Annotated in this window: 26 protein-coding genes; 4 read left to right on the top strand and 22 right to left on the bottom strand. The window is 66.5% G+C overall.

Annotated elements, in window-relative coordinates; all coding sequences use genetic code 11:
- Positions 1 to 588: 588 nt before the first annotated feature.
- The 10 genes from DMO17_RS13550 to DMO17_RS13595 all read right to left on the bottom strand — a co-directional run bounded on the left by DMO17_RS13550 (position 589) and on the right by DMO17_RS13595 (position 8,548).
- Positions 589 to 1,014, bottom strand: a complete 426-nt coding sequence (locus DMO17_RS13550) for an acyl-CoA thioesterase (RefSeq protein ID WP_110683006.1) — start codon at positions 1,012 to 1,014, stop codon at positions 589 to 591.
- A complete protein-coding gene (locus tag DMO17_RS13555; RefSeq protein WP_110683007.1) occupies positions 1,007 to 2,536 on the bottom strand; it encodes an HAL/PAL/TAL family ammonia-lyase in 1,530 nt (509 codons plus the stop codon). The genes DMO17_RS13550 and DMO17_RS13555 overlap by 8 nt, the downstream gene beginning before the upstream one ends.
- Positions 2,529 to 3,461, bottom strand: a complete 933-nt coding sequence (locus DMO17_RS13560) for an LpxL/LpxP family acyltransferase (protein ID WP_110683008.1) — start codon at positions 3,459 to 3,461, stop codon at positions 2,529 to 2,531. Before DMO17_RS13560 ends, DMO17_RS13555 begins: the two co-directional genes overlap by 8 nt.
- Positions 3,458 to 4,192, bottom strand: coding sequence for a glycosyltransferase family 2 protein (locus DMO17_RS13565; RefSeq protein WP_110683009.1), 735 nt, complete (start codon positions 4,190 to 4,192; stop codon positions 3,458 to 3,460). The genes DMO17_RS13560 and DMO17_RS13565 overlap by 4 nt, the downstream gene beginning before the upstream one ends.
- Positions 4,185 to 5,849, bottom strand: a complete 1,665-nt coding sequence (locus DMO17_RS13570; RefSeq protein ID WP_110683010.1) for an acyl-CoA synthetase family protein — start codon at positions 5,847 to 5,849, stop codon at positions 4,185 to 4,187. Before DMO17_RS13570 ends, DMO17_RS13565 begins: the two co-directional genes overlap by 8 nt.
- Positions 5,846 to 6,391 carry a COG4648 family protein gene (locus tag DMO17_RS13575; protein ID WP_110683042.1) on the bottom strand — a complete coding sequence of 182 codons (546 nt, stop codon included), beginning with the start codon at positions 6,389 to 6,391 and terminating at the stop codon, positions 5,846 to 5,848. Before DMO17_RS13575 ends, DMO17_RS13570 begins: the two co-directional genes overlap by 4 nt.
- A 142-nt stretch (positions 6,392 to 6,533) precedes the next feature.
- Positions 6,534 to 6,797, bottom strand: coding sequence for an acyl carrier protein (locus DMO17_RS13580; protein ID WP_110683011.1), 264 nt, complete (start codon positions 6,795 to 6,797; stop codon positions 6,534 to 6,536).
- Between the two features lie 11 nt (positions 6,798 to 6,808).
- Positions 6,809 to 7,069, bottom strand: a complete 261-nt coding sequence (locus DMO17_RS13585) for a phosphopantetheine-binding protein (RefSeq protein WP_021698802.1) — start codon at positions 7,067 to 7,069, stop codon at positions 6,809 to 6,811.
- Positions 7,050 to 7,859: a lysophospholipid acyltransferase family protein gene (locus DMO17_RS13590; protein ID WP_181418787.1), complete on the bottom strand. Its 810-nt coding sequence runs from the start codon at positions 7,857 to 7,859 to the stop codon at positions 7,050 to 7,052. Before DMO17_RS13590 ends, DMO17_RS13585 begins: the two co-directional genes overlap by 20 nt.
- The gene (locus tag DMO17_RS13595; RefSeq protein ID WP_258371543.1) at positions 7,832 to 8,548 is read right to left on the bottom strand and encodes a beta-ketoacyl synthase chain length factor; all 717 of its coding nucleotides are present in this window, start codon (positions 8,546 to 8,548) and stop codon (positions 7,832 to 7,834) included. Before DMO17_RS13595 ends, DMO17_RS13590 begins: the two co-directional genes overlap by 28 nt.
- Positions 8,549 to 8,778: 230 nt before the next feature.
- Between DMO17_RS13595 and DMO17_RS13600 the strand changes: the two genes are divergently transcribed.
- Positions 8,779 to 9,543, top strand: a complete 765-nt coding sequence (locus DMO17_RS13600; protein WP_110683014.1) for a ParA family protein — start codon at positions 8,779 to 8,781, stop codon at positions 9,541 to 9,543.
- A 59-nt stretch (positions 9,544 to 9,602) separates the two neighbouring features.
- Here the strand turns inward: DMO17_RS13600 and DMO17_RS13605 are convergent, their stop codons facing one another.
- From DMO17_RS13605 to trxC, 3 genes are all read right to left on the bottom strand, one after another.
- Positions 9,603 to 10,397 carry a universal stress protein gene (locus DMO17_RS13605; protein ID WP_110683015.1) on the bottom strand — a complete coding sequence of 265 codons (795 nt, stop codon included), beginning with the start codon at positions 10,395 to 10,397 and terminating at the stop codon, positions 9,603 to 9,605.
- 111 nt (positions 10,398 to 10,508) lie between these two features.
- Entirely contained in the window at positions 10,509 to 10,952 is a 444-nt protein-coding gene (locus tag DMO17_RS13610; RefSeq protein WP_110683016.1) for a YiiD C-terminal domain-containing protein, read from the bottom strand.
- A 90-nt stretch (positions 10,953 to 11,042) separates the two neighbouring features.
- Positions 11,043 to 11,480, bottom strand: coding sequence for a thioredoxin TrxC (trxC, locus tag DMO17_RS13615; RefSeq protein ID WP_110683017.1), 438 nt, complete (start codon positions 11,478 to 11,480; stop codon positions 11,043 to 11,045).
- A gap of 80 nt (positions 11,481 to 11,560) precedes the next feature.
- Here trxC and DMO17_RS13620 point away from each other — a divergent pair, with 80 nt between their 5' ends.
- Together DMO17_RS13620 and DMO17_RS13625 are read left to right on the top strand one after the other, a co-directional pair.
- On the top strand, positions 11,561 to 12,457 hold the full coding sequence (locus tag DMO17_RS13620) for a LysR family transcriptional regulator (RefSeq protein WP_110683018.1): 897 nt from the start codon (positions 11,561 to 11,563) through the stop codon (positions 12,455 to 12,457).
- Between the two features lie 62 nt (positions 12,458 to 12,519).
- Complete coding sequence (locus tag DMO17_RS13625) at positions 12,520 to 13,392, top strand: alpha/beta hydrolase family protein (protein WP_110683019.1); 873 nt, start codon at positions 12,520 to 12,522, stop codon at positions 13,390 to 13,392.
- Between the two features lie 11 nt (positions 13,393 to 13,403).
- Here DMO17_RS13625 and DMO17_RS13630 read toward each other — a convergent pair whose 3' ends face one another.
- Both DMO17_RS13630 and DMO17_RS13635 read right to left on the bottom strand, forming a co-directional pair.
- A complete protein-coding gene (locus DMO17_RS13630; RefSeq protein WP_110683020.1) occupies positions 13,404 to 14,681 on the bottom strand; it encodes a bifunctional O-acetylhomoserine aminocarboxypropyltransferase/cysteine synthase in 1,278 nt (425 codons plus the stop codon).
- 126 nt (positions 14,682 to 14,807) lie between these two features.
- The gene (locus DMO17_RS13635) at positions 14,808 to 15,785 is read right to left on the bottom strand and encodes a sulfite exporter TauE/SafE family protein (protein ID WP_110683021.1); all 978 of its coding nucleotides are present in this window, start codon (positions 15,783 to 15,785) and stop codon (positions 14,808 to 14,810) included.
- Positions 15,786 to 15,961: 176 nt separating this feature from the next.
- Here DMO17_RS13635 and DMO17_RS13640 point away from each other — a divergent pair, with 176 nt between their 5' ends.
- Complete coding sequence (locus tag DMO17_RS13640) at positions 15,962 to 17,230, top strand: MFS transporter (protein WP_110683022.1); 1,269 nt, start codon at positions 15,962 to 15,964, stop codon at positions 17,228 to 17,230.
- Positions 17,231 to 17,319: 89 nt separating this feature from the next.
- Here DMO17_RS13640 and DMO17_RS19865 read toward each other — a convergent pair whose 3' ends face one another.
- The 7 genes from DMO17_RS19865 to DMO17_RS13670 all read right to left on the bottom strand — a co-directional run.
- Positions 17,320 to 18,360, bottom strand: a complete 1,041-nt coding sequence (locus DMO17_RS19865) for a DUF6708 domain-containing protein (RefSeq protein WP_258371544.1) — start codon at positions 18,358 to 18,360, stop codon at positions 17,320 to 17,322.
- A complete protein-coding gene (locus DMO17_RS19570) occupies positions 18,353 to 18,688 on the bottom strand; it encodes a hypothetical protein (protein WP_146224920.1) in 336 nt (111 codons plus the stop codon). The genes DMO17_RS19865 and DMO17_RS19570 overlap by 8 nt, the downstream gene beginning before the upstream one ends.
- 123 nt (positions 18,689 to 18,811) lie before the next feature.
- On the bottom strand, positions 18,812 to 20,614 hold the full coding sequence (locus DMO17_RS13650) for a DUF2235 domain-containing protein (RefSeq protein ID WP_258371545.1): 1,803 nt from the start codon (positions 20,612 to 20,614) through the stop codon (positions 18,812 to 18,814).
- Complete coding sequence (locus DMO17_RS13655; RefSeq protein ID WP_110683046.1) at positions 20,611 to 21,102, bottom strand: DUF3304 domain-containing protein; 492 nt, start codon at positions 21,100 to 21,102, stop codon at positions 20,611 to 20,613. Before DMO17_RS13655 ends, DMO17_RS13650 begins: the two co-directional genes overlap by 4 nt.
- 41 nt (positions 21,103 to 21,143) lie before the next feature.
- A complete protein-coding gene (locus DMO17_RS13660) occupies positions 21,144 to 21,671 on the bottom strand; it encodes a DUF3304 domain-containing protein (protein WP_258371546.1) in 528 nt (175 codons plus the stop codon).
- A complete protein-coding gene (locus DMO17_RS13665; RefSeq protein WP_110683024.1) occupies positions 21,668 to 22,510 on the bottom strand; it encodes a DUF4123 domain-containing protein in 843 nt (280 codons plus the stop codon). The genes DMO17_RS13660 and DMO17_RS13665 overlap by 4 nt, the downstream gene beginning before the upstream one ends.
- Positions 22,507 to 23,135, bottom strand: a 629-nt coding sequence (locus tag DMO17_RS13670; RefSeq protein WP_463604187.1) for a bacteriophage T4 gp5 trimerisation domain-containing protein, incomplete at its 5' end; no start/stop codon positions are given. The genes DMO17_RS13665 and DMO17_RS13670, both read right to left, overlap by 4 nt.

The raw sequence follows: 23,135 nt of genomic DNA on the forward strand, positions 1-23,135 counted from the left end.
GCACGCCCGGCATACGGGTCTCGCTGCGCTCGACTTCCCTCATTCCGTCACTCTTCCAGGGGCACGTCGCGAAGGGCCATCCCTGGCCCATCGCGCCTCTCGCGGCATCCATGCCGCTCAACCCCTTACAGAGCGACTCCATTCGGCCTTCTGACGGGATCAGTCCCGGCCCCATCCTCTGTTGTGAGCGGGCAGACGCATGCTGGCTTGCGTTTTCGCATCCCTGCATCAGGCGCGCGGAAATCCCCGTCAGGAGGCCGAGTGGAGGTGTTGCGCAGGGGGACGAGCCGCAGGGATGCGGCGAGAGGCTTAAAGGGCCATGGATGGCCCTTGTAAGCCGGCCCCCGGAGTGGCACCGGAGGGAGGGAACCCCGCCGAAGGCGGGGCCGGATGTCGGGGTGCCCTTCTTTTTGGTTACTTTTTCTTGGGCAAACAAGAAAAAGTGACGCGCCCGAGGGGGCGCAACAAAAAGCGAAGAGCTACTGCGGTAGTTGGCTAGGCGATAGCGCAGCAAAGAGTCTGCAACTCGCCCGGCGGGGCGAAACAGAGCGTTCATAAAACGCAGGAAACCAGCCGGGCTCAACAAGCTCACGCAATAGCCCTCTCCACGGCTTCCACAAACACCTTCGGCGACGCCAGCAGCATCTCGCGAGAAGCAATCTCTACCGCCACCTGCACACTGCTGCCGCGCGTCATCCGCTCACCCGTCGCCACATCGGTAATCAGGTAATTGATCTTCAGCCGGTTCTCCCACTCCACCAGATCGGCGCGCACGCGGATGCGCTGACCGAACTGAGCGCCACGGATATAGCGCAGCTGCAGGTCGATTACCGGCCAGGCATAGCCCGCATCGCGCATCTGCCGGTAGTTATGCCCCAGCTTGTCGAGCAGCGCGCAGCGCGCCTCCTCGAAGTATTTGACGTAGTGGCCGTGCCAGACCACTTCCATCATGTCCACGTCGAAGAACGGCACGACCAGCTCGATCTCCGCCTGTAGCACGCCCTCCTTACGCATACAGCCCCCAATGGCGGCTGCGGATGCGCGCCAGGCACAGGCGCAGTTCGCCTTCCAGGGCGCGGTCTTCAATCACCGGCGGGAAGTCCGCGGCCAGCTGTTCGCGCATGGCGGCCAGCGGTGCGGGGATATCGGTCTTGCCGGCGCGCTCGCGCAGCCATACGCCCTGGTTGGCGGCCAGCAGGGTGGCGGCGGCGACCTGTTCGGTCAGCTCCAGGCTGCGCAGGGCGTCGCGGGCGGCGATGGTGCCCATGCTCACCTTGTCCTGGTTGTGGCACTCGGTAGAGCGCGAGAACACGCTGGCCGGCATGGTGTTCTTCAGCGCCTCGGCGGTCCAGGCGCTGGTGCCAATCTGCACGGCCTTGAAGCCGTGGTTGATCATCGCGGTCTCGGCCGGGGCGCCGGACAGGTTGCTCGGCAGGCCGTGGTTGTAGCGGGTGTCGACCAGCAGGGCGAGCTGACGGTCGAGCAGGTCGGCGACGTTGCCGACCAGGTTCTTCAGGCTGTCCATGGCGAAGGCGATATGCCCGCCGTAGAAGTGGCCGCCGTGCAGGGTGCGCTCGGTCTCGGCGTCGAACAGCGGGTTGTCGTTGGCGCTGTTCAGTTCGATCTCGATGAACTGGCGCAGCAGGCCCAGGCTGTCGGCCAGCACGCCGAGCACGTGCGGTGCGCAGCGCAGCGAGTAGCGGTCCTGCAGGCGGTGCAGCGGCGGCAGCGGCTCGGCCACGGCCAGGTCCTGGCGTAGCCAGGCGGCGACCTGGGTCTGGCCCGGGTGCGGCTTGGCGGCGAACAGGCGCTCGTCGAAGTGTTCCGGGTTGCCTTCCAGCGCCACCACGTTGAGCGCGGTGATGCGCGTGGCCAGCTGCAGCAGGTAGTCGGCGCGCGAATAGGCCAGGCAGGCCAGGGCGGTCATCACCGCGGTGCCGTTCATCAGCGCCAGGGCTTCCTTAGGGCGCAGGGTCAGCGGCGTCCAGCCGAGTTCTTTATGCACGTCTGCCGAACTGCGACGTTCGCCTTTGTACATGACATCGCGCTCACCACTGAGGGTGGCGGCCACGTAGGACAGGGGGGTCAGGTCGCCGCTGGCGCCGACCGAACCCTCTTCCGGGATCAGCGGCAGCACATCGAATTCGAGGAAGGCCTGCAGGCGCTCCAGCAGCTCCACGCGCACCCCGGACACGCCGTGGCACAGCGACTGCAAGCGCGCGGCCAGCAGGGCGCGGGTGCTGGCCTCGTCGAGCAGCTTGCCCAGGCCACAGCCGTGGAAGGTGAACAGGTGCTTGGGCAGGGCCTCGACCTGGTGCAGCGGCACGGCCACCACGCAGGAGTCGCCGTAGCCGGTGGTGACGCCGTAGATCACGCCTTCCTTGTCCAGCAGGGTGTCGAGGAAGCGCGCGCCCTTGGCGATCTTCTCGCGGTAGGCGGCATCGCCCTGCAGCTGGGCGCGGGCGCTGCGCTGGGACAGGGCAACCACCTGTTCGATGGTCAGCTGGGCTTCGCCGAAGGTCACGTGGTCAGTCATGGGCATTCCAGAACGGGTAGAAGTTGAACCATTGCCGCGGAGCGTTCAGGCAGCGTTCGCCAAGGCGCTCGGCATAGCGTTGCACCCAGCCGCGGATTACCGCGTCGCGGTCGCGGCGCGTCCACTGCACGGCGTCGGCGAAGCTTTCCAGGATCACCTGGTAGCGGCCGTCGATCTTCAGGCAGTGCATCAGGTTGACCGGGCAGCGCAGCAGCCCGGCCAGCAGCCAGGGGCCCTGGGGGAAGGCGGCCGGCCGGCCGAGGAAATCCACCGTGACGCTGCGCCCGCCGTGCAGCGGCACGCGGTCACCGGCGATCGCCAGCCACTCGCCGCGCTCCAGGCGCTCGGACAGCTGCAGCATCACGGCCGGGTCCAGCTCGCTGACCTGGATCAGGCGCAGGTGGCTGGCGCCGGCCTCGCCCAGCAGGCGATTGAACTGCTCGGCGTGCTTGGTGTGCACCAGCACGTTCATCTGCACCTTCTCGCCCAGTTCGGCGAGCGCGCGGCAGACTTCCAGGTTGCCCAGGTGGGCGGTGACCAGCAGCTGGCCGCGGCCGCCGACATGCAGCTGCTGGCGCAGGCCTTCGGGGTCGACCAGGCTCACCTGCTCCAGGCCGAGGCGGCCGTTCCACACGTCGAGCTTGTCCAGCAGGGCGTCGGCGAAGGCCATGAACTGGCGGAACACCGAGCCGTGGCTGGGGCGCAGCTCGGTGCGGCCGCTCCAGGCGGCCAGGTTGCGCTGGTACTGCCAGATGCTGCGCCGTGCCTGGCGGCCGAACAGGTAGAAATACAGCACGATGGCGTACAGCAGCGGCGCCAGCAGGCGCCGCCCGAGCAGGCGCGCGGCGCCGGCGGTGAACTTCATCAGCAGGAAGCTGCCGCGCTCGCGCTGGCCGGCCCAGTGCTGGGCCTTCCCGCTGCTCATCCGCGCCACCTGCGCCAGAGGATCAGCGGCGCGCGCGGCAGCATGCCGAAGAACAGCTTGGCGTGCATCTTCGAGATCAGCGCGTTATCCAGCCACAGGCGGAAGTGCGACAGGCCGTCCAGCGGGTAGTGCACGCGGGTCGGCAGCCACAGCATCGGCTGGTTGCGCCAGGACAGGCGCACCAGGATCTCGGTGTCGAAGTCCATGCGCCGGCCGAGGCGCACCGCGTCGATCAGTGCCAGGGTGGCCGGCAGCGGATAGACGCGAAAGCCGCACATGGAATCGCGAATCGACAGCGACAGGCTGTTGATCCAGGCCCAGACGTGGGTCAGGTAGCGCGCGTAGAGGCGCCCCTTGGGCACGCTGGCGTCATATTGCGGGTAGCCGCAGACCAGCGCCTGCGGGTGTTCGCGCGAGGTGGCGAGGAACAGCGCCACGTCGCCCAGGTCGTGCTGGCCGTCGGCGTCCACCTGCAGGGCGTGGCTGAAGCCCAGGCGCGCGGCCTCGCGCAGGCCTGCCATCACCGCGCCGCCCTTGCCCTGGTTGATCGGCAGACGCACCAGGTAGGTGCTGTCCTGTTTCGCCAGTGCATCCATCACCGCCGCGCAGGCCGGGCTGGACGCATCGTCGACCAGCACGCAGGGCAAGCCGCTGGCGTGCAGCGCCGCCACGACCCTGGGCAGGGCGTGCTCGTGGTTGTACACCGGGATCACCGCGCAGGCCTTATGCATCGGCGGCCCCCAGCAGGATGCGCCCGGACGAGCAGGGCGCCTCGCCGTTGCGGTAGGCGAAGTACAGCTTGCCGCGCTCGGCATCGAAACGCAGGCTCAGCTGGATGCGGTCGCCGGGGCGCACCAGCTGCTGGAACTTCAGCACTTCCATGCCGCAGAAGCGCGGCGGCAGCCCGGCGATCAGCTGGCGGGCCAGGCGTTGTGCCCAGTCGATCTGCACCACGCCGGGCAGCACCGGGGTCTGCGGGAAATGCCCGGTGAAATGGGCCAGGTCCGGCGGTACGTCCAGCTCCAGTTGCCATTCGCCGTCCTGCTCGATGGCCGAGCGCGGCTCGACCTGGGTCGGCCGCGGCGCGGCCAGCAGGCGCTCGACCTCGGCCTGGGCCAGCTTGCCCTGGCTGCTGTAGGGCAGTTCCAGCAGCAGGCGCCAGCGGCGTGGCAGGGCGATGGCCTCGCAGTAGCCGGCCAGGTGCTGGCGTAGGGTCTCGGTGACGGTCTTGCGCCCCTGGTTGCGCAGGGCGTGCAGGCCGGCCGGGCTCAGCGCCAGCAGGGCGCCGAGGAAGGCGCGGCCTTCCTGGATCACGCCGAGGCGGGCGTCGGCCACCCACTCGTGGGCTGCCAGCGCCTGCTCCAGCATGGGCAGGGAGATGCGCTTTTCTTCCAGCTTGACGATGCGGTCCAGGCGTCCGCGCAGGGCGAAGCGGCCATCGGCCTGCAGCTCGGCGGCGTCCGCGCTCTGCTCGACATGCCCGGCCGGCAGGTAGGGCGAGGCGATGCGCAGGGCGCCCTCGGCGTTCAGGGAGAGTTCGACGCCGGCGAAGGGCGTCCACAGCTCGCCGCCCTGGCGCCAGGCGATGCCGCCGGTCTCGGAGCTGCCGTAGATCTCGGTCGGCTGCTGGCTGAGCTGGCTGCCCAGCTCGGCGGAGACTTCCGCCGGCAGCGCGCCGCCGGAAGAGAACACCCGGCGCACCGCGCCCAGGGCCTGCCAGTCGAGGTTGTCGCCCATGCGCTTGAGCAATGCGGGACTGGCCACCCAGGCGAAGGCCGGCTGGCCCAGGCTCTCGCGTTGCAGGTCCTCGGGGAAGGGCAGGGCGCGGCGGCAGAACGGGCGGCCGGCGCACAGCGGCCAGAGCACGCGGAACAGCAGGCCATAGATATGCTGGGCGGCGACGCTGCCGAAGATGGTGGCGCCGGCCAGGTCGCGGCCCCACAGCTGTTCCAGGGCCTCCACTTCGTTGGCCAGCTGGCGCAGGGACTTGTCGATCAGCTTGGGTTCGCCGCTGGAGCCGGAGGTGCACAGGACCAGGCGGCAGGCATCGAGGTCGAGGGCGGCGGGCGGCAGCGCCTCGCCATCGAGGCCATCGAGCTCGTCCAGCCACAGGTCGACCTGGGCGCCCAGGCGCTGGCGGCTCTGTGCCTGGGCATCGCCCGGCAGCAGCACGCGCACACCGGCGCGCCAGGCGCCGAGCAGGGCGATGGCCAGGTCGCCGGCATCCTCCAGGTACAGCGCCAGGCTGCGCACGCCGCGTGCCTGCAGGGCGCCGGCCAGGCGCAGGGCGCGCTGCTGCAGCTGGGCGTGGTCGAGCGCCGGCTCCAGCGCCACGGCGCGGTTGCTCAGGGGGTGCAGCAGCAGCTCGGCGAGCGGCAGCCAGGTCATCCATGTCTCCTTACTTGCTGGCGGATCAACCACTCAGCGGCGAACAACAGGCCCATCAGGGCGTAGGAAATCAGCCCGGTATACAGCGTCCACCAGGCCAGCGGCGCCCACAGGGTCAGGGCGATCACCACCAGGCCGTTGAGCAGGAAGAACAGCGCCCACACCTGGGTGACCTTGCGCGTGTAGCGCACCGCGTGCTCCGGCAGCTCCGGCTCGCGCAGGCGCGCCAGGCGCTCGACCAGCGGCGGGCCGAAGCGTAGCGACAGGCCGAACAGCGCCAGCAGCAGGCCGCTGATCAGCACCGGATACCAGCGCAGCAGCGCCGGCTCGCCGGCCAAGCCGAGCAAGGCGCAGAAGGCCAGGGCGGCACCGGTCATCCAGCGACTGCCGGGCTGGCCGCGCTGGCTGATGGCGCGCGCCAGCCACAGGCCGCCGAGCAGGGCGGCGAACAGGCGCGGCGACAGGTGCTCCATGCCGTAGTACACGGCGAAGGGGTAGAGCAGGCCCGCTACCGCCAGCAGCAGGCCGAACAGGCGAGCCAGTTTGGGATCAGCTGCGCGTCGGCGAGCCTGCGTTGAAAGCGACCTCGGCATGCTCATTTACCGCCCGTAAACTCCGCTGCCTCGGCCGCTCTCGCCTTGTCTCGCTCTAGCTCGCAAGATCCGAAACTGGCTCGCATTGGCTTCAGTCTTGGGCCGGGGCGGCGTTGACCACCTGGAACACGGCCTCGACCACGTCGCCGACGGTACGCACCGCCTTGAACTCCTCGGCGGCGATCTTCTTGCCGGTCTGGCGCTTGATGTGGTCGATCAGGTCGACGGCGTCGATGCTGTCGATCTCCAGGTCCTGGTACAGGTTGGCCTCCAGCGTCACGCGTTCGGCGTCCAGCTCGAACAGCTCGACCAGGGCATCGCGCAGGGTGGCGAAAATCTCTTCACGGCTTTGCATCGCGGACTTCCTCAGGCGGCCTGTTTCGCGGCGACGAAGGCCGCCAGGCTGGCCACGTTGGCGAAGTGCTGGCGGGTGTCCTTGGCCTCGGCGTCGATCTTGATGCCGAAGCGCTTCTGGATGGCCAGGCCCAGCTCCAGGGCGTCCACCGAATCCAGGCCCAGGCCCTCGCCGAACAGGGTGAGGTCGGCGGCGATGTCCTCGGCGGCCATGTCTTCCAGGCCCAGGGCCTCGATGATCAGGTGCTTGATCTCAGTTTGCAGATCGCTCATCTGTTGCGAGCTCCTTGATGAAGTGTTGGTGCAGATGGTCATTGAGCTTGCGCGAGGCAATCGGCAGCGGAGCCTGCTCGGTGAATTGCCGCGGATCGATATCCTCCCCGACCCGCAGGCGAAAATGGAAACGACGCGACGGAATGCTGTACCAGGGCTCGGCCTTGGTCAGGGTGGTGGGCGTCACACTGATCACCACCGGGGTGACCACGCTGGCGCCGCGCACCGCGATGGCGGCGGCGCCGCGGTGGAACTCGGGTGCCCGCCCCGGCGTGGTGCGCGTACCTTCGGGGAAGACGATCAGGGTCTGGCCCTGCTGCAGGGCACCGGCGGCCTCGTCGAGCATGTCCAGGCTGCCGCTGTTGCTGATGTAGCCGGCGGCGCGGATCGGCCCGCGCATGCTGGGATTGTCCCACAGGCTCTGCTTGACCACGCAGTTGGCGTCGCGGATGAAGGCGATCAGCACCACCACGTCGATCAGCGAGGGATGGTTGGCGATCACCATCTGCCCCGGGCGGCCCAGGCGCTCGGCGCCTTCGACTTCGTAGGTCAGCACGCCGCTGCGGTACATGAACTGGACGAACCAGTAGAAAGTGCGGCTGACCACGGCGCGGGCGCGGGTGCGGCGCACCAGGGCGTCGCCGGGCAGCAGGGCCAGCAGCGGGAACACGACGAGGCGCAGCAGCACGCCGCCGATGCCGAACAGCGAGAAGCTCAGCGCGGTGGCGATCAGGCGCCACCAGTAGGGCGCGCTGTAGCGACTCAGGCCTTGATGCGCGACCAGTTCCATTGCCGGCGTTTCCAGTGATGTTGCAGGGAGTCCGTGTCGGCACACAGGGCGCGGACCAGGTTCAGGGCGTGCGGCCAGGGTGCCCGCGGGCCTTCGCCCTGGCGTAGTTCCAGGCGCCATTCGTGGCCCGGGCGCAGCAGCAGGGCCACGGCGTAGGGGAAGGGCACGTCGTCGATGGAGGCGCGGTACAGCTCGGGCGGGGTTTCCTCGGCGACGATCAGCAGCACCCCGGGTGCGCCTTCGCCGAGCAGGGTGGCGGCCTCCAGCAGGGCCTGCTCGAGGCCGTCGCCTTCGGCGGCCAGGGCGGTCATCTCGCTGGTGTCGCCGCGCTGGATCGACCACAGGCCGATGATCGCGTTGTGTACCGAGAGGCTGAACTGGGTGGGCGAGAGCGGCTCGTCGTGGGCCAGGTCGCTGAGGATGGCCAGGGTGCGCGGGGTTTCGCCATGGCGCGAGGCGAAGACCAGGGGCATGGGGCCGGCGGCTTCGGCCAGCGGCCAGGCGACGTGGAAGGCCATGCGCGCCAGGCGGCTCAGGCGCCGGCGCTGCAGGGCCGGAAGAAAGCCCACGTCGGGCTGTTCGCCGCCGTCCTGCGGGGCGAATCCGGCCTGTTGCCAGGCGCACCAGTCGTCTGCGCTGTCCAGGCCGGGGGCCCAGGCACGCCATTGCTCGATCCTGAAGTCTGTCACGCTGAGAGCTCTTCTCGGCCCTTCCGAGGGGCGTCCTTGTCTACTGCGGTCCCGCCGCGGAAGGGGCAGCCGGGACATGGCGAGGTACTGGCATTATCCAGACCGTGCGCGGCCTGCGCAAATTCTGGCGCGGCCGTCCTGACGAGAGGCTGGCCAGGCGCCACCTTATTCCTCGCCCTTGTCACGGGCTTTGCATAGAATCCGTCCATCTGCGATCAGGGAGGTGTCACATGCGGCGCGTGGTGTTCAATCAGAAGGGCGGTGTCGGCAAGTCGAGCATTGCCTGCAACCTGGCGGCGGTCAGTGCGGCGGAGGGTTATCGCACGTTGCTGGTGGACCTGGATGCCCAGGCCAACTCGACCCACTACCTGACCGGGCTGACCGGCGACGAGATCCCCATGGGGATCGCCGACTTCTTCAAGCAGACCCTCTCGGCCACCTCGTTCAAGAAGGGCAAGGTCGATATCTACGAGACGCCCTTCGACAACCTCCACGTGGTCACCGCCACCGCCGAGCTGGCCGAGCTGCAGCCCAAGCTGGAGCAGAAGCACAAGATCAACAAGCTGCGCAAACTGCTGGAAGACCTGGCCGAGGACTACGACCGGATCTACCTGGATACCCCGCCGGCGCTGAACTTCTACACGGTTTCCGCGCTGATCGCTGCCGATCGCGTGCTGATCCCCTTCGATTGCGACAGTTTCTCGCGCAATGCCCTGTACGGCCTGCTGCAGGAGATCGAGGAGCTCAAGGAGGATCACAACGAGGACCTGGAGGTCGAGGGCATCGTGGTCAACCAGTTCCAGCCGCGCGCCACCCTGCCGCAACAGCTGCTCGACGAGTTGATCGCCGAGGGCCTGCCGGTGCTGCCGGTGAACCTGATGAGTTCGGTGAAGATGCGCGAGTCGCACCAGGCCTGCACCCCGCTGATCCACCTGGACCGCAGCCACAAGCTGACCCAGCAGTTCGTCGAGCTGCACAACCTGCTGGAAAGCTGAGCCGCGACGCGAGCCATGAAAAAGGCGCCCACAGGCGCCTTTTTTGTTGCGGGGCGGCCCTAGCGGACCACGAACACGTCGCAGGGCGCCTTGTGCAGGTAATGCTGCGCCAGGCTGCCGAGCAGCGCCTGGGAGAATGCCCCGCGGCCATGGCTGCCGAGCACCAGCAGTTGCGGCTGCTGGCTGGCGATGTATTCCTGCAGGGTGCGCAGGATGCCGCCGACCTTGACCTCGTGGCTGAGCCTGGGGCTGTCCGGCGGCAGGCGCAGGGCCTCGTCGTGGATCAGCTGGTCGATCAATGCCCGCTGGGTGAGTAACTCGGCCTCGGCGCTGGCGGCGTTCTTCTGCGGCTCGAACACATGAAGGGCATGGATGCTGGCCTCGCCGGGCAACAGCAGGCAGGCCTCGTGCAACGCGGTGCAGGCGCACAGGGAGAAGTCGATGGCGGCCACCGCCTTGTGGTAGGGCGTGGCTTCGTCGCGCGCGACCAGCAGCAGGGGCACCGGGCAGCGGCGGGCGATGCGGTCGAGGGTGGTGCCGGAAAAGAACTCGTGGCGCTGGTGGTGCGCACCCAGCACCAGCAGGTCGGCGCCGCTCTGCTGCACCTGCTCCAGCACGCCTTCGGCCGGCTTGCCCTGGCACAGGCGCAGCTGGCTGCCTGGCGGGGCGAATTCGGTGAGGCTGCGGTCGAGCTGCTGTTCGATGCGTTCGCGCTCGGCCTGATCCAGCTTGGGATCGAACACGTGCAGGAGGGTCAGCTTGGCGTCGTGCTGGCGGGCCAACTGGGTGGCGCGCCGCAAGGCGAGGTCGGCAGTACTGCGCAAATCGTGGGCAATCAGGATGTGTCCTGTCATCTCTATCCCCTCCGCGGCGCGGGCTTGGCGCGGCGCTGTGAAACCTCTAGCGGGTTTTTAGTCTGATCTCCCTAGATAGCCCTGCTTTTGATCCACGGCAAGTCCCGCGCGTCAGACTTTGCGCAATTGGTACAGGGCGCTCGTTTCCGCCACCATTTCGCCGCTGCCGTCGCGCAGCTGCAGGTCGAGGCGGTACTCGGCCTTGCCGGCCTGCTCGGCTTCGGCCTGGATGCGGGCGATCTCCTCGGTGCTGAGGCTGGCCTCGACGGTGATGTCGCTGGTCGCCGGGCGGCGGAAGCGCAGGTTCATCTCCTTGATCAGCGGGTAGAAGCGCTGCACGTCGAAACTGGTGAGGAACAGCGCGCCGCCGGGGATCTCGGCCAGGGTGAACAGGGCGCCGGCATAGAGGGTGCCGATATGGTTCTGGTTGCCGGCCAGCGGCATGCGCAGGCGCACGAAGCCGGGTTCCAGGCGCTCGGCCTTGAGCCCGCAGCGTCTGACGAAATCGATCTTCTCTTCGGTGAAGACGCGGGCCATCTCGGCGGGTAGCGGCATGTGCGGGGCTCCTGGGGCTGGAGTCCCGAGACTAGCCGCTGTGGTAGCGGCGGCAATGACCGCTGCGCTCGCGGCCGCTGACCGATCCGCTCAGGCGATGCCCTGGCCGCGCAACCAGGCGAGCAGCTGCGGCAGCGGCAGGGCGCCGGCCTGGCGGGCGACTTCGACGCCACCCCTGAACAGGATCAGGCTGGGGATGGAGCGGATGCCGAGCTGGGCGGCCAGCTGCGGGTTGGCCTCGCTGTCCAGCTTGCCCAGGCGGCAGCGCCCTTGCAGCTGCGCGGCGGCCTGGGCGAAGGTCGGTGCGAAGGCCTTGCACGGCCCGCACCAGTCGGCCCAGACGTCGACCAGTAGCGGCAGGTCGCCCTTGAGCTGGCTGGCGAAGCTCGCCTGGCTCAGTGCGAAGGGGGCGTTGGGCAGCACGGCGCTCTTGCAGCGCCCGCAGCGCGGCGCGTCGCCCAGGCGCTCGGCCGGGATGCGGTTGAGTCCGCCGCAATGCGGGCAGGGGATCAGCAGGGGTTGGCTCATGACGGTCTCCTCGTTGCCCTTGAGGTGGAGGCTGACAGCCGCCAAAACAAGGGTAGAGTGGCGCCATTCGAGGAGGGACCATGTCGCTGCCATCGCTGAACCTGCTGCGCACCTTCGCCGTGCTCGGCGACACCCTGAGCGTCAAGCGCGCGGCCGAGCGCCTACATGTCACGCCGACTGCGGTGAGCCACCAGCTGCGCGAGCTGGAGACGGCGCTCGACTGCCGGCTGTTCCAGCGCCTGCCGCGGGGCCTGGCGCTGACCGATGCCGGGCAGAGCTTCTGGGCGGAGATCGCCCCGGCGGTGCGCCAGCTGGAGAGCGCTACCCGCGCGCGCCAGGTGCAGCGGCCGCTGCGCATTTCCAGCTTCCCCTACCTGGCGCAGGCGGTGGTGCTGCCCGCCCTGGGCGAGCTGCAGGCGCTGCTTGGCGAGCGCCTGCTGACCCTGGACACCCGCCGCGAGACCCTCGACCTGGCCACCCACGGCATCGACCTGGGCCTGCGCTTTGCCGCCGAGCCTGCGGACTGGGGGGCGCTGCGCGCGCGGCGTCTCAGCGGCTTCGGCCTTGCGCCGCTGGCGGCCCCGGGCTTTCCCGTGCCGGCCTGGCCGCCGCAGGTCGAGCTGTTGCCGATCCGTCTCAGCCAGGAGCAGCACAGCTGGCGCCAGTGGGCCGCGCAGCACGGTTGGCAGCCGGCCGCCGAAGGGCTGGTGCTGGACAGCTACGCCGCGGTGCTGAGCGCCGCCGAACAGGGCCTGGGCGTGGCTATGGGCTTCCTGCCGCTGTGCATCGACGCCCTGCAGGCGGGGCGCCTGCGCCCGCTGTGGCCGCAGCGGCGGATCGCCAACGGCGCGCTCTGGGCGGTGTGGCCGGCGCAGGCGGAAAGCCCGGCGCTGCTGCGGGTGGTGGACTGGCTGGAGCAGCGCCTGGGTGAGATGGAACGGCGCACGGCTGAGTTTTTCTCAGCTCTGGAAGGCTGAAATCTCGCTTTTCCCCGCCGGCCCCGGCGTCGAGACTGGGGCCAGCCACAGGGGAAACCAGCATGCACATCGATCACTATTCACTGCCCGCCCGCGACGGTTATCCGCTGGCCGTCACCAGCCTGCGTCCCGAGCGGCCGCGCTTCAGGCTGCTGCTCAATGCCGCCACCGGCGTGCCGCAGCGCTTCTACCGCAGCTTCATCGAGCACGCCGCCGGGCGCGGCGCCTGGGTATACAGCTACGACTACCGGGGCATGGGCGCCAGCCGGGCGCCGGACTGGCGTGGCGCCGCGCCGTGCATGGCCGACTGGGGCCGGCTCGACCTGGCCAGCCTGCTCGACCACCTGCCCGGTGACCTGCCGCTGGCCCTGGTCGGTCATTCGGTGGGCGGCCAGCTGCCGGGCCTGGCCGACAACGTCGGGCGGGTGCAGGCGCTGCTCGGCGTGGCCGCGCAATCGGGTTACTGGCGTCTCTGGCCGCTGCGCCAGCAGCCGCGCCTGGCGCTCAACTGGTTCGGGGTGATTCCGCTGGCGACACGCCTGTTCGGCCAGCTGCCGGGCTGGGCCATCGGCGGCGAGCCGCTGCCGCGCGAGGTCGCCTTGGAGTGGGCGCGCTGGTGCCGCACACCCGCCTTCATCAGCACCCCGGACGGCGCGCCGTGGCGCCCGCACTTCAGCGAACTGCGCGCAGCGGCGCGCTTCCTGGCGATCAGCGACGACCAGGCCTTCGCCCCGCGGCGCGCAGTGGAGGCGCTGATGGGCTTCTATGGCCAGGCCCAGCGCGAGTTGGCCGTGGTCGAACCGCGCGACTGGGGCCTGCGCCGCATGGGGCACTTCGGCTTCTTCCGCCGCGACACCCCCGCCGAGCTGTGGGACCAGCAGCTGGCCTGGCTGGAGGGCGCGCTCGGCCTGCAGCCGGCGCGCGCGGTGGCCTGACCGATGGGACTTCAGCCCTGCGCCGCCCGCAGGGCCTGCTCGAGGTCGGCGCGGATATCGTCGAAATGCTCGATGCCGATCGACAGGCGCACCATGTCGCGCGGCACGCCGGCCTTCTCTAGCTCCTCGTCGTTGAGCTGGCGGTGGGTGGTGGAAGCCGGGTGGCAGGCCAGCGACTTGGCGTCGCCGATATTGACCAGGCGCACCACCAGCTGCAACGCATCGATGAATCGTGCGCCGGCGGCCTGGCCACCGACTATGCCGAAGGACAGGATCGCCGCCGGCTTGCCGCCCATGTAGCGCTGCGCCAGCGGGTATTCCGGATGGTCCTCCAGGCCGGCGTACTTGACCCAGGCCACCTGCGGGTGGCGGCTCAGGTACTGGGCCACCTTGAGGGCGTTCTCGCAGTGCCGCTCCATTCGCAGGGCCAGGGTTTCCAGACCTTGCAGGATGAGGAAGGCGTTGAACGGCGACAGCGCCGCGCCGGTGTTGCGCAGCGGCACCACGCGGCAGCGGCCGATGAAGGCGGCGGGGCCGAAGGCCTCGGTGTAGGTCACGCCGTGGTAGGACGGATCGGGCGTGTTGAGCAGCGGGAAGCGCGCCTGGTTGTCGGCCCAGGGGAACTTGCCGGAGTCGACGACTATGCCGCCGATGCTGGTGCCGTGGCCGCCGATGTACTTGGTCAGCGAATGCACGACGATGTCGGCACCGTGCTCGAAGGGCCGGCAGAGGATCGGTGTGGCCACCGTGTTGTCGACGATCAGCGGCACGCCGTGGCGATGCGCGGCGTCGGCCAGGGCCTGGATATCGACGATGTTGCCGGCCGGGTTGCCGATCGATTCGCAGAACACCGCCTTGGTCTTGTCGTCGATCAGCGCTTCCAGCGCGGCAATGTCGTCGTGCGCGGCGAAGCGCGTCTGGATGCCGAAGCGTGGCAGGGTGTGGGCCAGCAGGTTGTAGGTGCCGCCATACAGCTTGGCCACCGAGACGATGTTGTCACCGGCTTCGGCGACGGTCTGGATGGCATAGGTGATAGCCGCCATGCCGGAGGCCACCGCCAGCGCGCCGACGCCGCCCTCCAGCACCGCCACGCGCTCTTCGAGCACGGCGTTGGTCGGATTCATGATCCGCGAATAGATGTTGCCGGCGACCTTCAGGTCGAACAGGTCGGCACCGTGCTGGGTGTCGTCGAAGGCGAAGGAGCTGGTCTGGTAGATCGGCACCGCCACCGCCTTGGTGGTCGGATCGGGGCTGTAGCCGGCGTGGATGGCCAGGGTTTCCAGTTTCATGCAGTGCGTTCCTTCGACGGTTGAGAAGGAACGCAGCATGGGGAAAACGCCGAGGCCCGGTCAATGCGCTAGGTCAATGATCCGGGCCTCGGGGCTAGAACGTTTTGATCGATGCTTAGATCGCGATCACGCCAGCGCCTTGTAGATGTTGAAGGCGCTGATCAGGGTGATCAGGCAGCCGACGATGGTCATCAGCGTGCGCGCCGGGACCTTCTTGCACAGGTAGGCGGCGAAGGGCGCGGCAAACATGCCGCCGAACACCAGGCCGGCGACCATCAGCCAGGTATCCAGATCGCCGGCCAGGAGGATGAAGGACGCGGCGCTGGACAGGGTCAGGAAGAACTCGGCGAAGTTCACCGAGCCGATGGTGGTGCGCGGGTCGCTACCCGAGCCGATCAGGCTGCTGGTGACCACCGGACCCCAGCCACCGCCGCCGGCTGCATCGACGAAGCCGCCGAACAGGGCCAGCTTGGCCACGTGCTTGGGCGCCTTGCGCTGGGCCACGTGGCGGAAGGCCTTGTGCAGGATGTACAGGCCCATCAGCAGCAGGTAGGCGGAGATGAAGGGCTTCATCACCTCGCCGTCGAACTGGGTGATCAGGATCGCGCCGAGCACGGCACCGATGATGCCCGGCAGCAGCAGGCGCAGGAACAGCGACTTGTTGACGTTGCCCAGCTTGACGTGGGAGATGCCCGACAGACCGGTGGTGAACACCTCGGCGATGTGCACGCTGGCACTGGCCGCGGCCGGCGAGGCTCCGGCGCTGAGCAGGAAGGTGGTGGCGGTGATGCCGTAGGCCATGCCCAGCGCCCCATCCACCACCTGGGCGAGGAAGCCGACGGCTACCGCGCTCCAGAAGGTCGGGTTGCTCAGCGCGCTCTCGATGATCTCCAGGCCGCTGTGGCCACCGTTGTCGCCGAAGAACAGGCGCCAGGCGAGGAAGCCGATCAGGCTGAACAGGATCAGCACGGCCGCCCACATGGCGGCGCGCAGCACCGGGTGATTATCCGGGTGGGTGACGAAGTCTTCTACGGGGGGCAGGCCGAGAGATTCGTGCTCCGTGTTGATCGGGCTCTGGCTGAGATCGAGGTCGCGAATTTTCATGCAGCAGCTGCCTGACAGTGGGTGGTAGAACAGGCCGGAATAAGCAGACGGCGAAGATAATGGGCTTTTCTTAGAGAGTCTAAGAATGTTTCTGTAGGTTTATATTCTATTTGGTTTTGTTGCCTCCGTTCTCCGGGCTGACCTAGGCTTGGCCATCTTCACCGCAGGGATGCCCAATGACTGCCACCGATCGCCCGAGCAATACCTCTCTGGTGTTGCTGGCCTCCCTCTATTGCGCCCAGGGCCTGCCGTCCGGCCTGGTGGCCCATTCGCTGCCGGTGCTGCTGCGGCAGAACGGTGTCGACCTGGCGCTGATCGGCCTGCTCAAGCTGCTGGCGCTGCCCTGGTTGCTCAAGGTGCTGTGGGCGCCCTGGATCGACCGCATCGGCTCGCGCCGCCTGGGCCACCACCGTGGTTGGATCCTGCCGCTGCAGGGCACGGTGATCCTCTGCCTGGCCGGCCTGGCGCTGATCGCTCCGCAGGCACTGTTCGGCTCGGCCTTCTGGCTGCTGCTGGGCACGCTGCTGCTGATCAACCTGGCCGCCGCCAGCCAGGATGTGGCCACCGACGGCTTGGCCGTGCGCCTGCTGCCGGAGCGCTGGCGCGGCCTGGGCAACAGCCTGCAGGTGGGCGGCTACAAGGTCGGCATGCTGGCCAGTGGCAGCGGCCTGCTGCTGGTGATTGGCGCGCTGGGCTGGAACCTGTCCATCGGCCTTTTGGCTCTCGCGTTGGTAGTGCTGACCCTGCCGATTCTGCTTTTCCCGGAAAAGCGCCTGCTGCCGCATCACGTCGAGCAGGCCGAGCCCGCCGGTCCCGGCCTGCTCTGGCGTCACTACAAGGGGCTGCTGGCGCAGCCCGGCATGCTGGCCTGGCTGGCAGTGGTGCTGACCTTCAAGCTCGGCGACGCCCTCGGCTCGCCGATGATCAAGCCGATGCTGGTGGACCAGGGTTGGGACACCAGTGCCCTCGGCCAGCTGACCCTGATCAGCAGCCTGGCCGGCATCGGCGGCGCGTTGCTCGGTGGTCTGCTTTACGCGAGGATCGGCGCGCTGCGCTCACTGCTGACTTTCGGCGCCCTGCAGGCGCTGGGCATCGCCGGCATGGCCCTGCTGGTGGGCCGAGGTGGTGATGCCGTGCTGGTGTATGCGCTCTCGCTGTTCGAGCAGGCCGCCGACGGCATGTCCACCGTCGCCCTGTTCGCGGTGATGATGCGCATGTGCCGGCCTGAGCATGAAGGCGCGGATTTCACCCTGCAGGCCAGTGTGCAGGTTCTGCTTGCGGGGGTGATAGGAGCGTGCAGTGGGGTACTGGCTAAGTGGCTGGGATATCAGGTGCTGTTCATCGTGGCTGCAGCTTTGGGTACGCTCGTGTTGCTGCTGTTGCCTTGGTTCTTTGCTCGGCATGGCGCGGGGCCGCAACAAGCTGCTAGCGCAGGGCAGGCTTGAAACTCGCTCAAGTCTGATAAGACTCCGAGATATGGGCACTATGGTTTTGCCGGGCTTACTTGCCTGAGGCCGGCATTTTTTCCGAGCAGTCAAGCCTCAAGAGGGAGTTGTTCCTTCGAATGGGCCTTGAAGTAGTCCTGCAAGCTTTGCCCTTTTGCCAGAGCTTTACGCACCTCGGCACTTTGCTGCTTCAGTGCATCGCTTGGGCGCGCGTGCTGTTCAGTAGGCAGGTTTTGCGACCAGTCTAGGACTTCTTGGGGAAGCATGGCTTTGGGGCGGCGGTTGACCCAGGTCGACAGATGGCAGGGCAACGTCCAGCCGCTGAAGAACTGAATGCCTAAAAAGCCAAAGAGGTAGCGGATAAAGGAGTGCTCATCGCGATACACCTGCCGGCACAGATGAAAGTAAGCGACAGTGCCTTCCTCATATTCTTCAGGCTGGGCAGGCAAGGTCGAAGGTCCTTCTTCCATGTAGGTGCGAATTGCCTCCCACTCGCTGATGGCAAGGCCGAGGCTGGCGCTGGGAATGGTGACCCAGAATACGTCTCCTGTGCCGCTGTCACGCAGCCCGATCAGCAAGGCGAAGCTGGGAGTGACGGCATACTGGGTGATGGTCTGGCCTGCGGTTACGCAGGCGATTACTTCTTCCCATGGCACATAGCGGGGAGCCTCGCCTTTGCGCGGCACGAATGCCACTTCGCGGCGCTGGCGATTGAAACGCACTGGAGGGCGTGCGCTGACCTGATGTATCGCCCGCACCATGTGGTAACCAGCCACCACCACCAGCAAACCGATGAAGCCCCACATGAACGGGTTTGTGAATCCGTCCAGCCAACCTGGCAGGAAGGGCTCCTGGTGCCGGCGCAACCATGCGCCAAAGCCAGATACACAAAGCAGGAAGATGATCATCGCCACCACCGAGCCGATCGAGGCTCTGGTGCCGAACTCGATTGTTGCCTTGCCGGCGGCGAAGTCCAAGAAGACTTCGCTGGCTTCGCGGTGTAAGTGCTGTGCACTGATCGCCGGCATCCCCGTGGGTATCGGTTTGGGCGACAAATAGAACACCTCAGTACCGGCTTCCTGCTCGAAATCTCCGGCTTGAGGAAGGCGTTCGTACTTGTTGTCAGGCATGCATATGCTCCGTTTTTATTTCGACCCAGCTCAAAGGCGTGCGTGTGGGTTTTATTGCAGAGGCGCCTTCGAGGGGCTTGTTCATAGCAACGACTTCCAGCGGGACTCGATAATACAGATAGCCGTCGCTGGCCTTGAGTGGCTGCGTGGCCAACTCCGGTTGAACGGCCAGTCGCAACATGAGCAAGGATTGCGAGCCGCACCAGTCGGCTGGTATCTCCAGTTGCAGCGTTAGAGGATTGCTACTGGCGATCTGGATATTGTCACGCAGTACCTGGCCAACATCCTCTGGTGGGCGGGATATCTGCGCATGCCATTCTGCAGTCATGCGTAGAAGAAAACGGGGACAGATTTATTTTAAAGCCGACACACGAAAATAAATCTGTCCCCTTTTCTCTTTTCTTCTTCAGTTTGCAGTGTGGGTTGGTAGCTGATTGAGGCCGTGTCGGGTTCAGCTCGTTAAGTCGAAGCCGCGAACATCGAAGAACATCTGGCCGGTGAGCTGTTTGAGCGTACGTTGCGCCAAGTCCACGGCGAGGAGATCGTGAACGAAGTGGCCGAATAGACGATGGACTTTTTCCGGCACGGGGGTTGGTGTCCTGGCGAACCATTCGGAAAGCAGGATCGCCCATAAGTCAGCCTGTTCTCGGGTACCTGCCGCCCTCCAACCTAGGGCCGGGTTACGCAGTTTCTTGAGCATGCCATCGGCCTCATCGTTTACCTCTTCCAGCCAGCCGAGCTCGTTTTCCAACTTTGATTTTTCCTCACGTATTGCCTGCAGCTGGGTCTCGCGCTCCTGACGCTGGGCGCTGCTCTCTCTGGAGATGCCGAGCAGGCCCGAGATATTGCCGAGTGCACTGGCGCGCAGCTTTTCTTCCTCTTCGTTTAAAGCTCTCATGCGTGCTTGGTAAGGACGCCACAGGGCGGCCAGCCAGCGAATGTACAGGCGCATATGGGCTGCAAACAGTTGTTGTTCGCGACGCATTGGAGTTCCGCCGAATAGCGGTTTGAAGGCCTTCAGTTCGGCGAGGCTGTTCTGTGCTTCACGTTCGTAATGCCGACTGAGCGCCTTGGCACTGAGCCGGTCGAAATGGTCGTTGAAGATGAATAGCTCCGCTAACTTCCTACCTTGACGAGGTAGGTCATCAAGTGCGGGGAATGGCGCTCCTGCCCGACGGGCCGCGTGATACATCTCGTGCAGGCTGACCAGCGCCAACTCGGCGCTGGGCTTCTGTTCACCCGCCAGCAGGCTGCCGCCGATATCCTCGCTGACTCCGGGCAGCCACTTTTCCCGCCAGTTGGCATTGCCGCTGCCGAGCAGGCGAGCGCGACGGTAGAAGCGCCGCTCATGGGCGGCCACCAGGTGCAGGGCCTTTTTCACCTGCTCGGGCAGCGGGCCGCCATCGTCCAGCACGGTGCGCAGCGGCAGGGGCAGATAGGGCAGGTCCGTATGGCTGCGATCCACGCCGTCGAGCAGGCCGACGAACAGGATGGTCAGCTCTTTCCCCCCGTAGCGATAAGGCGCCTCAGAGGCTTGCGGCTCGCGGCTGAGCAGCTCATGTAGGAACGCTCGAGCCAGGGTGGCGCCATAGTCGAAGCCATAGACCGTCAGCTCGATCTGTTTGAGTGCCACGCCCTGGGACCTCTCGATCTTGTGCAGGGCCTCGTTCAAGAAGTCGATGGCGCCCTGAATACGGACTTCGGCCCCGGATTTCAGCAGTTCGGCAACAAACGGCCAGTCGCGCACGGGCGCGACGGCTTCGACACTGGCGTCGATGGCGGCATCTTTCAGCAGTCCGGTGAGTTTCAGCGGATTGTGCATCAGCCCCCGCAGGCTGCGCCGAATACGCTCCCACCAGTTGCGCTCCGGGTCGAGCGCATCCTTGGCCGCCTCGATGGCCTGCTCTTCGGCGACATCTGCGGGGACATCGCCGGCGCTTTTACCGAAGTCACTCATGGTGCTGCTGGCGGTAGCGGTGAGATCGGCGGAAAAGTCCTCGCCCAGGCCCGAGGCATAGAACTTACGGTAGCTGTACAGGGCGTCATCAGAGTCGCTGTCAGTGTGGGCCATATACAGCTTGCCGATATTGCTGATCCGGCCGCTCTGCAGGTCCTTGATGCGGTGGCGGCCGAAACCGTCGAAGAAAAAGCCGACTCGCAGGCTGTGCTCGCAGGTGGTGATATGGGGGCTGGTGATCGAGGGGCGACAGCGGGCCGCCATGGCTGCCGCCCGCTCGGTGGTGCGTTCGCTCATGGGGCTTGGACCTCCTTGTCCGGGGCTTCCTTGAGGTTCTCGTAAGGGCTGTCCAGGTTGGAGCTCCAAGCCAGACGCACCTGGTCACCGGGAAAGAAATGCACATGCAGGTAGCGATCCTGACGGGTACGCGGCGGGTTGGGTACTTCGCGCGTGGTGGTTTCCTTTTTCACCCCCTGGCGTACTTGCTCACCGGTCCGCCCCTTGATCCATTGCACCTCAAGCGGGTCGCCCTCGATACGCGCGCAACACACTGCACCTCCTCCTCCGTAGGCGGAAGCATTGCCACCCCAGTTGCCGTTGATGGCATAGCCGAAGATGGGGCGCTCGGTATGGTTGTGGATATAGAGGATGGCGCCGGGCATACGGGTATAGGCCCAGGCGAAGTAGGCCAGAGCCAGCAGGGCAATCAGCGCCAGGGTGAGCAGGGATTTGCCGAAGGCCGGCAGAGCCCGCCAGCGGCGGGAGAGAATGTCGATTGGGCTCATGGCGTGCTTTGGAGTCTGGTGGGCGGATGAGCTGGCTTTGCTCATGGGGCTTGAGTTTCCTGTTCTGGGGCTTCCTTAAGATCTTCGTAAGGGCTATCCAGGTTGGCACTCCAGAACAGGCGTACCTGGTCACCGGGAAAGAAATGCACATGCAGGTAGCGATCCTGACGGGTACGCGGTGGGTTGGGCACTTCGAGAGTGATGGTTTCCTCCCGTGCTCCGGCCTCGTACTGGGCTTGGGTCACATCCTTGATCCATTGCACCTCAAGCGGGTCGCCCTCTATACGCGCGCAACACACCGCACCGCCCCCTCCGTAGGCGGAAGCATTGCCACCCCAGTTGCCGTTGATGGCATAGCCGAAGATGGGGCGCTCGGTGTGGTTGTGGATATAGAGGATGGCGCCGGGCATTCGGGTGTAAGCCCAGGCGAAGTAGGCCAGCACCAGCAGGGCGATCAGCACCAGGCTGAGCAGAGATTTGCCGAAGGCCGGCAGAGCCCGCCAGCGGCGGGTGAGGGTGTTTATGGGATTCATTGTGGGCTTTCTATTCTGGTGAGTGAGGTCGATCATCCGGGCTGATCCTGCTCCAGTTGGACTTCGGCCAGCTCACGCCCCTGCTGTTCCACCTGTTGCAGCATGTCCGGCCATTGCGGGTGCTGGCTCATGGGGCTGCCGCTCAACAGGCTGTACAGGGCAAAGAAATACTGATCCTGGGTGCGGCTCAGTCCTACGGCCCGAGCCTGGAACAGTGCCTGGCCAGCCTGGTTCAAGCGCTCACCATGGCAGTCGCTGGAGAATACCTCTGGTGCCTCGCTTTGTAGTTCGGCGACCAGTGCCTGTGCATGTGGGTCGACGCCTAGCTCGTCCACCAGGCGCTGGTCGAGTTCTATGGCTTGGTAGGTGGGCGGGGTGCTCTGCGCGCCTCCTTCCAGACGCTGCCAGCCCTGTCTGCTGGGCAGCCACCAGTGGACGATGGGGCCGAATAGCCAGGCATGCCAGGGTTGGTCATGGCGAGCATGTAGTAGTGGCAGGACATTGTGCGCATAGCTGCGAATCAGCAAGGGTTCGCCATCGATGTTGCGACAGGCCAGCGCATCGCTGAGATGTTGGCGCAGGTCGATGATGCTTAGAGGGCTGCTCAACCAACCCTGTTGAGCGCGCTCTGCGAGGTGCTCATTAAGTAGGGCTGCTGTCGAGAAGGGATGGCTGCTCAGCTCGATCAGCGCCGGACCTTCGATGCGCAGGTGCTCGACTTCAGGCTGCTCCAGCAGAGGCCAAATGGCATGTTCGGTGTACAGCAGCTGGCGCTGTTCGAGCGTCAGCAGACCGAGTTCGACGACCATCGCCAAGGTATGGCCTACTTTCAGGGCTGCTTCCCAGTCATCGTGTACCAGGTCGTGCGGGCTCATGCGGAGGTTCCTGCCAGTGTGGCGCTGCCTTCACGCATGGCCTTGCGCAGGCATTCGAGGCAGATGCCTTTGGGGGGCGCCAGGCGTTGTTCGGGCTCGGCCCTGTCGAGCAGGTTGCCGGCCTGGTCACTGTCTGCTGCTTTCACTTTGCCTGGCAGGATGGGTGTAGCTCCCGTGCCACTGCCCGATCCGCCTCCCGAGTTGATCTTGATCTGCGGGCCGACCAGGGTGACGCCGCTGGCGTCGAGCTTGATGAAGCTGCCGGCGGCCTTGAAGGTGAGTTCGGCGCCGGCTTCGAGGACGACCTTGAGGCCGCTGGACAGGTGGATCTCGTTGCCGGCTTCGACGAACTGCCCGGTACCCAGCTTCACATGCTGGTTGGTTGCCACGGTCAGGTGGTCGTTGGCGCGGACCTCGGTCTTGCGGTCCTTGTGGGTGGTACGGTGCTCCTCGGCTTTCAGCTCGGTGTAGCTGTTGGCCTCGACAGTGTCGTGGCGTTCGTGGCCGATGCGGATCTTCTGGTCGTGCTCGACGTTCTCGTCCCAATCCTTCTGGGCGTGGATGTAGATCTGCTCCTGGCCCTTGCGGTCTTCGATGCGCAGCTCGTTGTAGCCACCGCCACCGG

The organism is Aquipseudomonas alcaligenes (assembly GCF_003205495.1).
Classification (GTDB): domain Bacteria; phylum Pseudomonadota; class Gammaproteobacteria; order Pseudomonadales; family Pseudomonadaceae; genus Aquipseudomonas; species Aquipseudomonas alcaligenes_B.

Excerpts from the sequence above, each read along its gene's own strand:
- DMO17_RS13550 (WP_110683006.1), bottom strand. The coding sequence starts at position 1,014 with ATGCGTAAGGAGGGCGTGCTACAGGCGGAGATCGAGCTGGTCGTGCCG.
- DMO17_RS13555 (WP_110683007.1), bottom strand. The coding sequence starts at position 2,536 with ATGACTGACCACGTGACCTTCGGCGAAGCCCAGCTGACCATCGAACAG.
- DMO17_RS13560 (WP_110683008.1), bottom strand. The coding sequence starts at position 3,461 with ATGAGCAGCGGGAAGGCCCAGCACTGGGCCGGCCAGCGCGAGCGCGGC.
- DMO17_RS13565 (WP_110683009.1), bottom strand. The coding sequence starts at position 4,192 with ATGCATAAGGCCTGCGCGGTGATCCCGGTGTACAACCACGAGCACGCC.
- DMO17_RS13570 (WP_110683010.1), bottom strand. The coding sequence starts at position 5,849 with ATGACCTGGCTGCCGCTCGCCGAGCTGCTGCTGCACCCCCTGAGCAAC.
- DMO17_RS13580 (WP_110683011.1), bottom strand. The coding sequence starts at position 6,797 with ATGCAAAGCCGTGAAGAGATTTTCGCCACCCTGCGCGATGCCCTGGTC.
- DMO17_RS13585 (WP_021698802.1), bottom strand. The coding sequence starts at position 7,069 with ATGAGCGATCTGCAAACTGAGATCAAGCACCTGATCATCGAGGCCCTG.
- DMO17_RS13590 (WP_181418787.1), bottom strand. The coding sequence starts at position 7,859 with ATGGAACTGGTCGCGCATCAAGGCCTGAGTCGCTACAGCGCGCCCTAC.
- DMO17_RS13600 (WP_110683014.1), top strand. The coding sequence starts at position 8,779 with ATGCGGCGCGTGGTGTTCAATCAGAAGGGCGGTGTCGGCAAGTCGAGC.
- DMO17_RS13605 (WP_110683015.1), bottom strand. The coding sequence starts at position 10,397 with ATGACAGGACACATCCTGATTGCCCACGATTTGCGCAGTACTGCCGAC.
- DMO17_RS13610 (WP_110683016.1), bottom strand. The coding sequence starts at position 10,952 with ATGCCGCTACCCGCCGAGATGGCCCGCGTCTTCACCGAAGAGAAGATC.
- trxC (WP_110683017.1), bottom strand. The coding sequence starts at position 11,480 with ATGAGCCAACCCCTGCTGATCCCCTGCCCGCATTGCGGCGGACTCAAC.
- DMO17_RS13620 (WP_110683018.1), top strand. The coding sequence starts at position 11,561 with ATGTCGCTGCCATCGCTGAACCTGCTGCGCACCTTCGCCGTGCTCGGC.
- DMO17_RS13625 (WP_110683019.1), top strand. The coding sequence starts at position 12,520 with ATGCACATCGATCACTATTCACTGCCCGCCCGCGACGGTTATCCGCTG.
- DMO17_RS13630 (WP_110683020.1), bottom strand. The coding sequence starts at position 14,681 with ATGAAACTGGAAACCCTGGCCATCCACGCCGGCTACAGCCCCGATCCG.
- DMO17_RS13635 (WP_110683021.1), bottom strand. The coding sequence starts at position 15,785 with ATGAAAATTCGCGACCTCGATCTCAGCCAGAGCCCGATCAACACGGAG.
- DMO17_RS13640 (WP_110683022.1), top strand. The coding sequence starts at position 15,962 with ATGACTGCCACCGATCGCCCGAGCAATACCTCTCTGGTGTTGCTGGCC.
- DMO17_RS19865 (WP_258371544.1), bottom strand. The coding sequence starts at position 18,360 with ATGCCTGACAACAAGTACGAACGCCTTCCTCAAGCCGGAGATTTCGAG.
- DMO17_RS19570 (WP_146224920.1), bottom strand. The coding sequence starts at position 18,688 with ATGACTGCAGAATGGCATGCGCAGATATCCCGCCCACCAGAGGATGTT.
- DMO17_RS13650 (WP_258371545.1), bottom strand. The coding sequence starts at position 20,614 with ATGAGCGAACGCACCACCGAGCGGGCGGCAGCCATGGCGGCCCGCTGT.
- DMO17_RS13655 (WP_110683046.1), bottom strand. The coding sequence starts at position 21,102 with ATGAGCCCAATCGACATTCTCTCCCGCCGCTGGCGGGCTCTGCCGGCC.
- DMO17_RS13660 (WP_258371546.1), bottom strand. The coding sequence starts at position 21,671 with ATGATCGACCTCACTCACCAGAATAGAAAGCCCACAATGAATCCCATA.
- DMO17_RS13665 (WP_110683024.1), bottom strand. The coding sequence starts at position 22,510 with ATGAGCCCGCACGACCTGGTACACGATGACTGGGAAGCAGCCCTGAAA.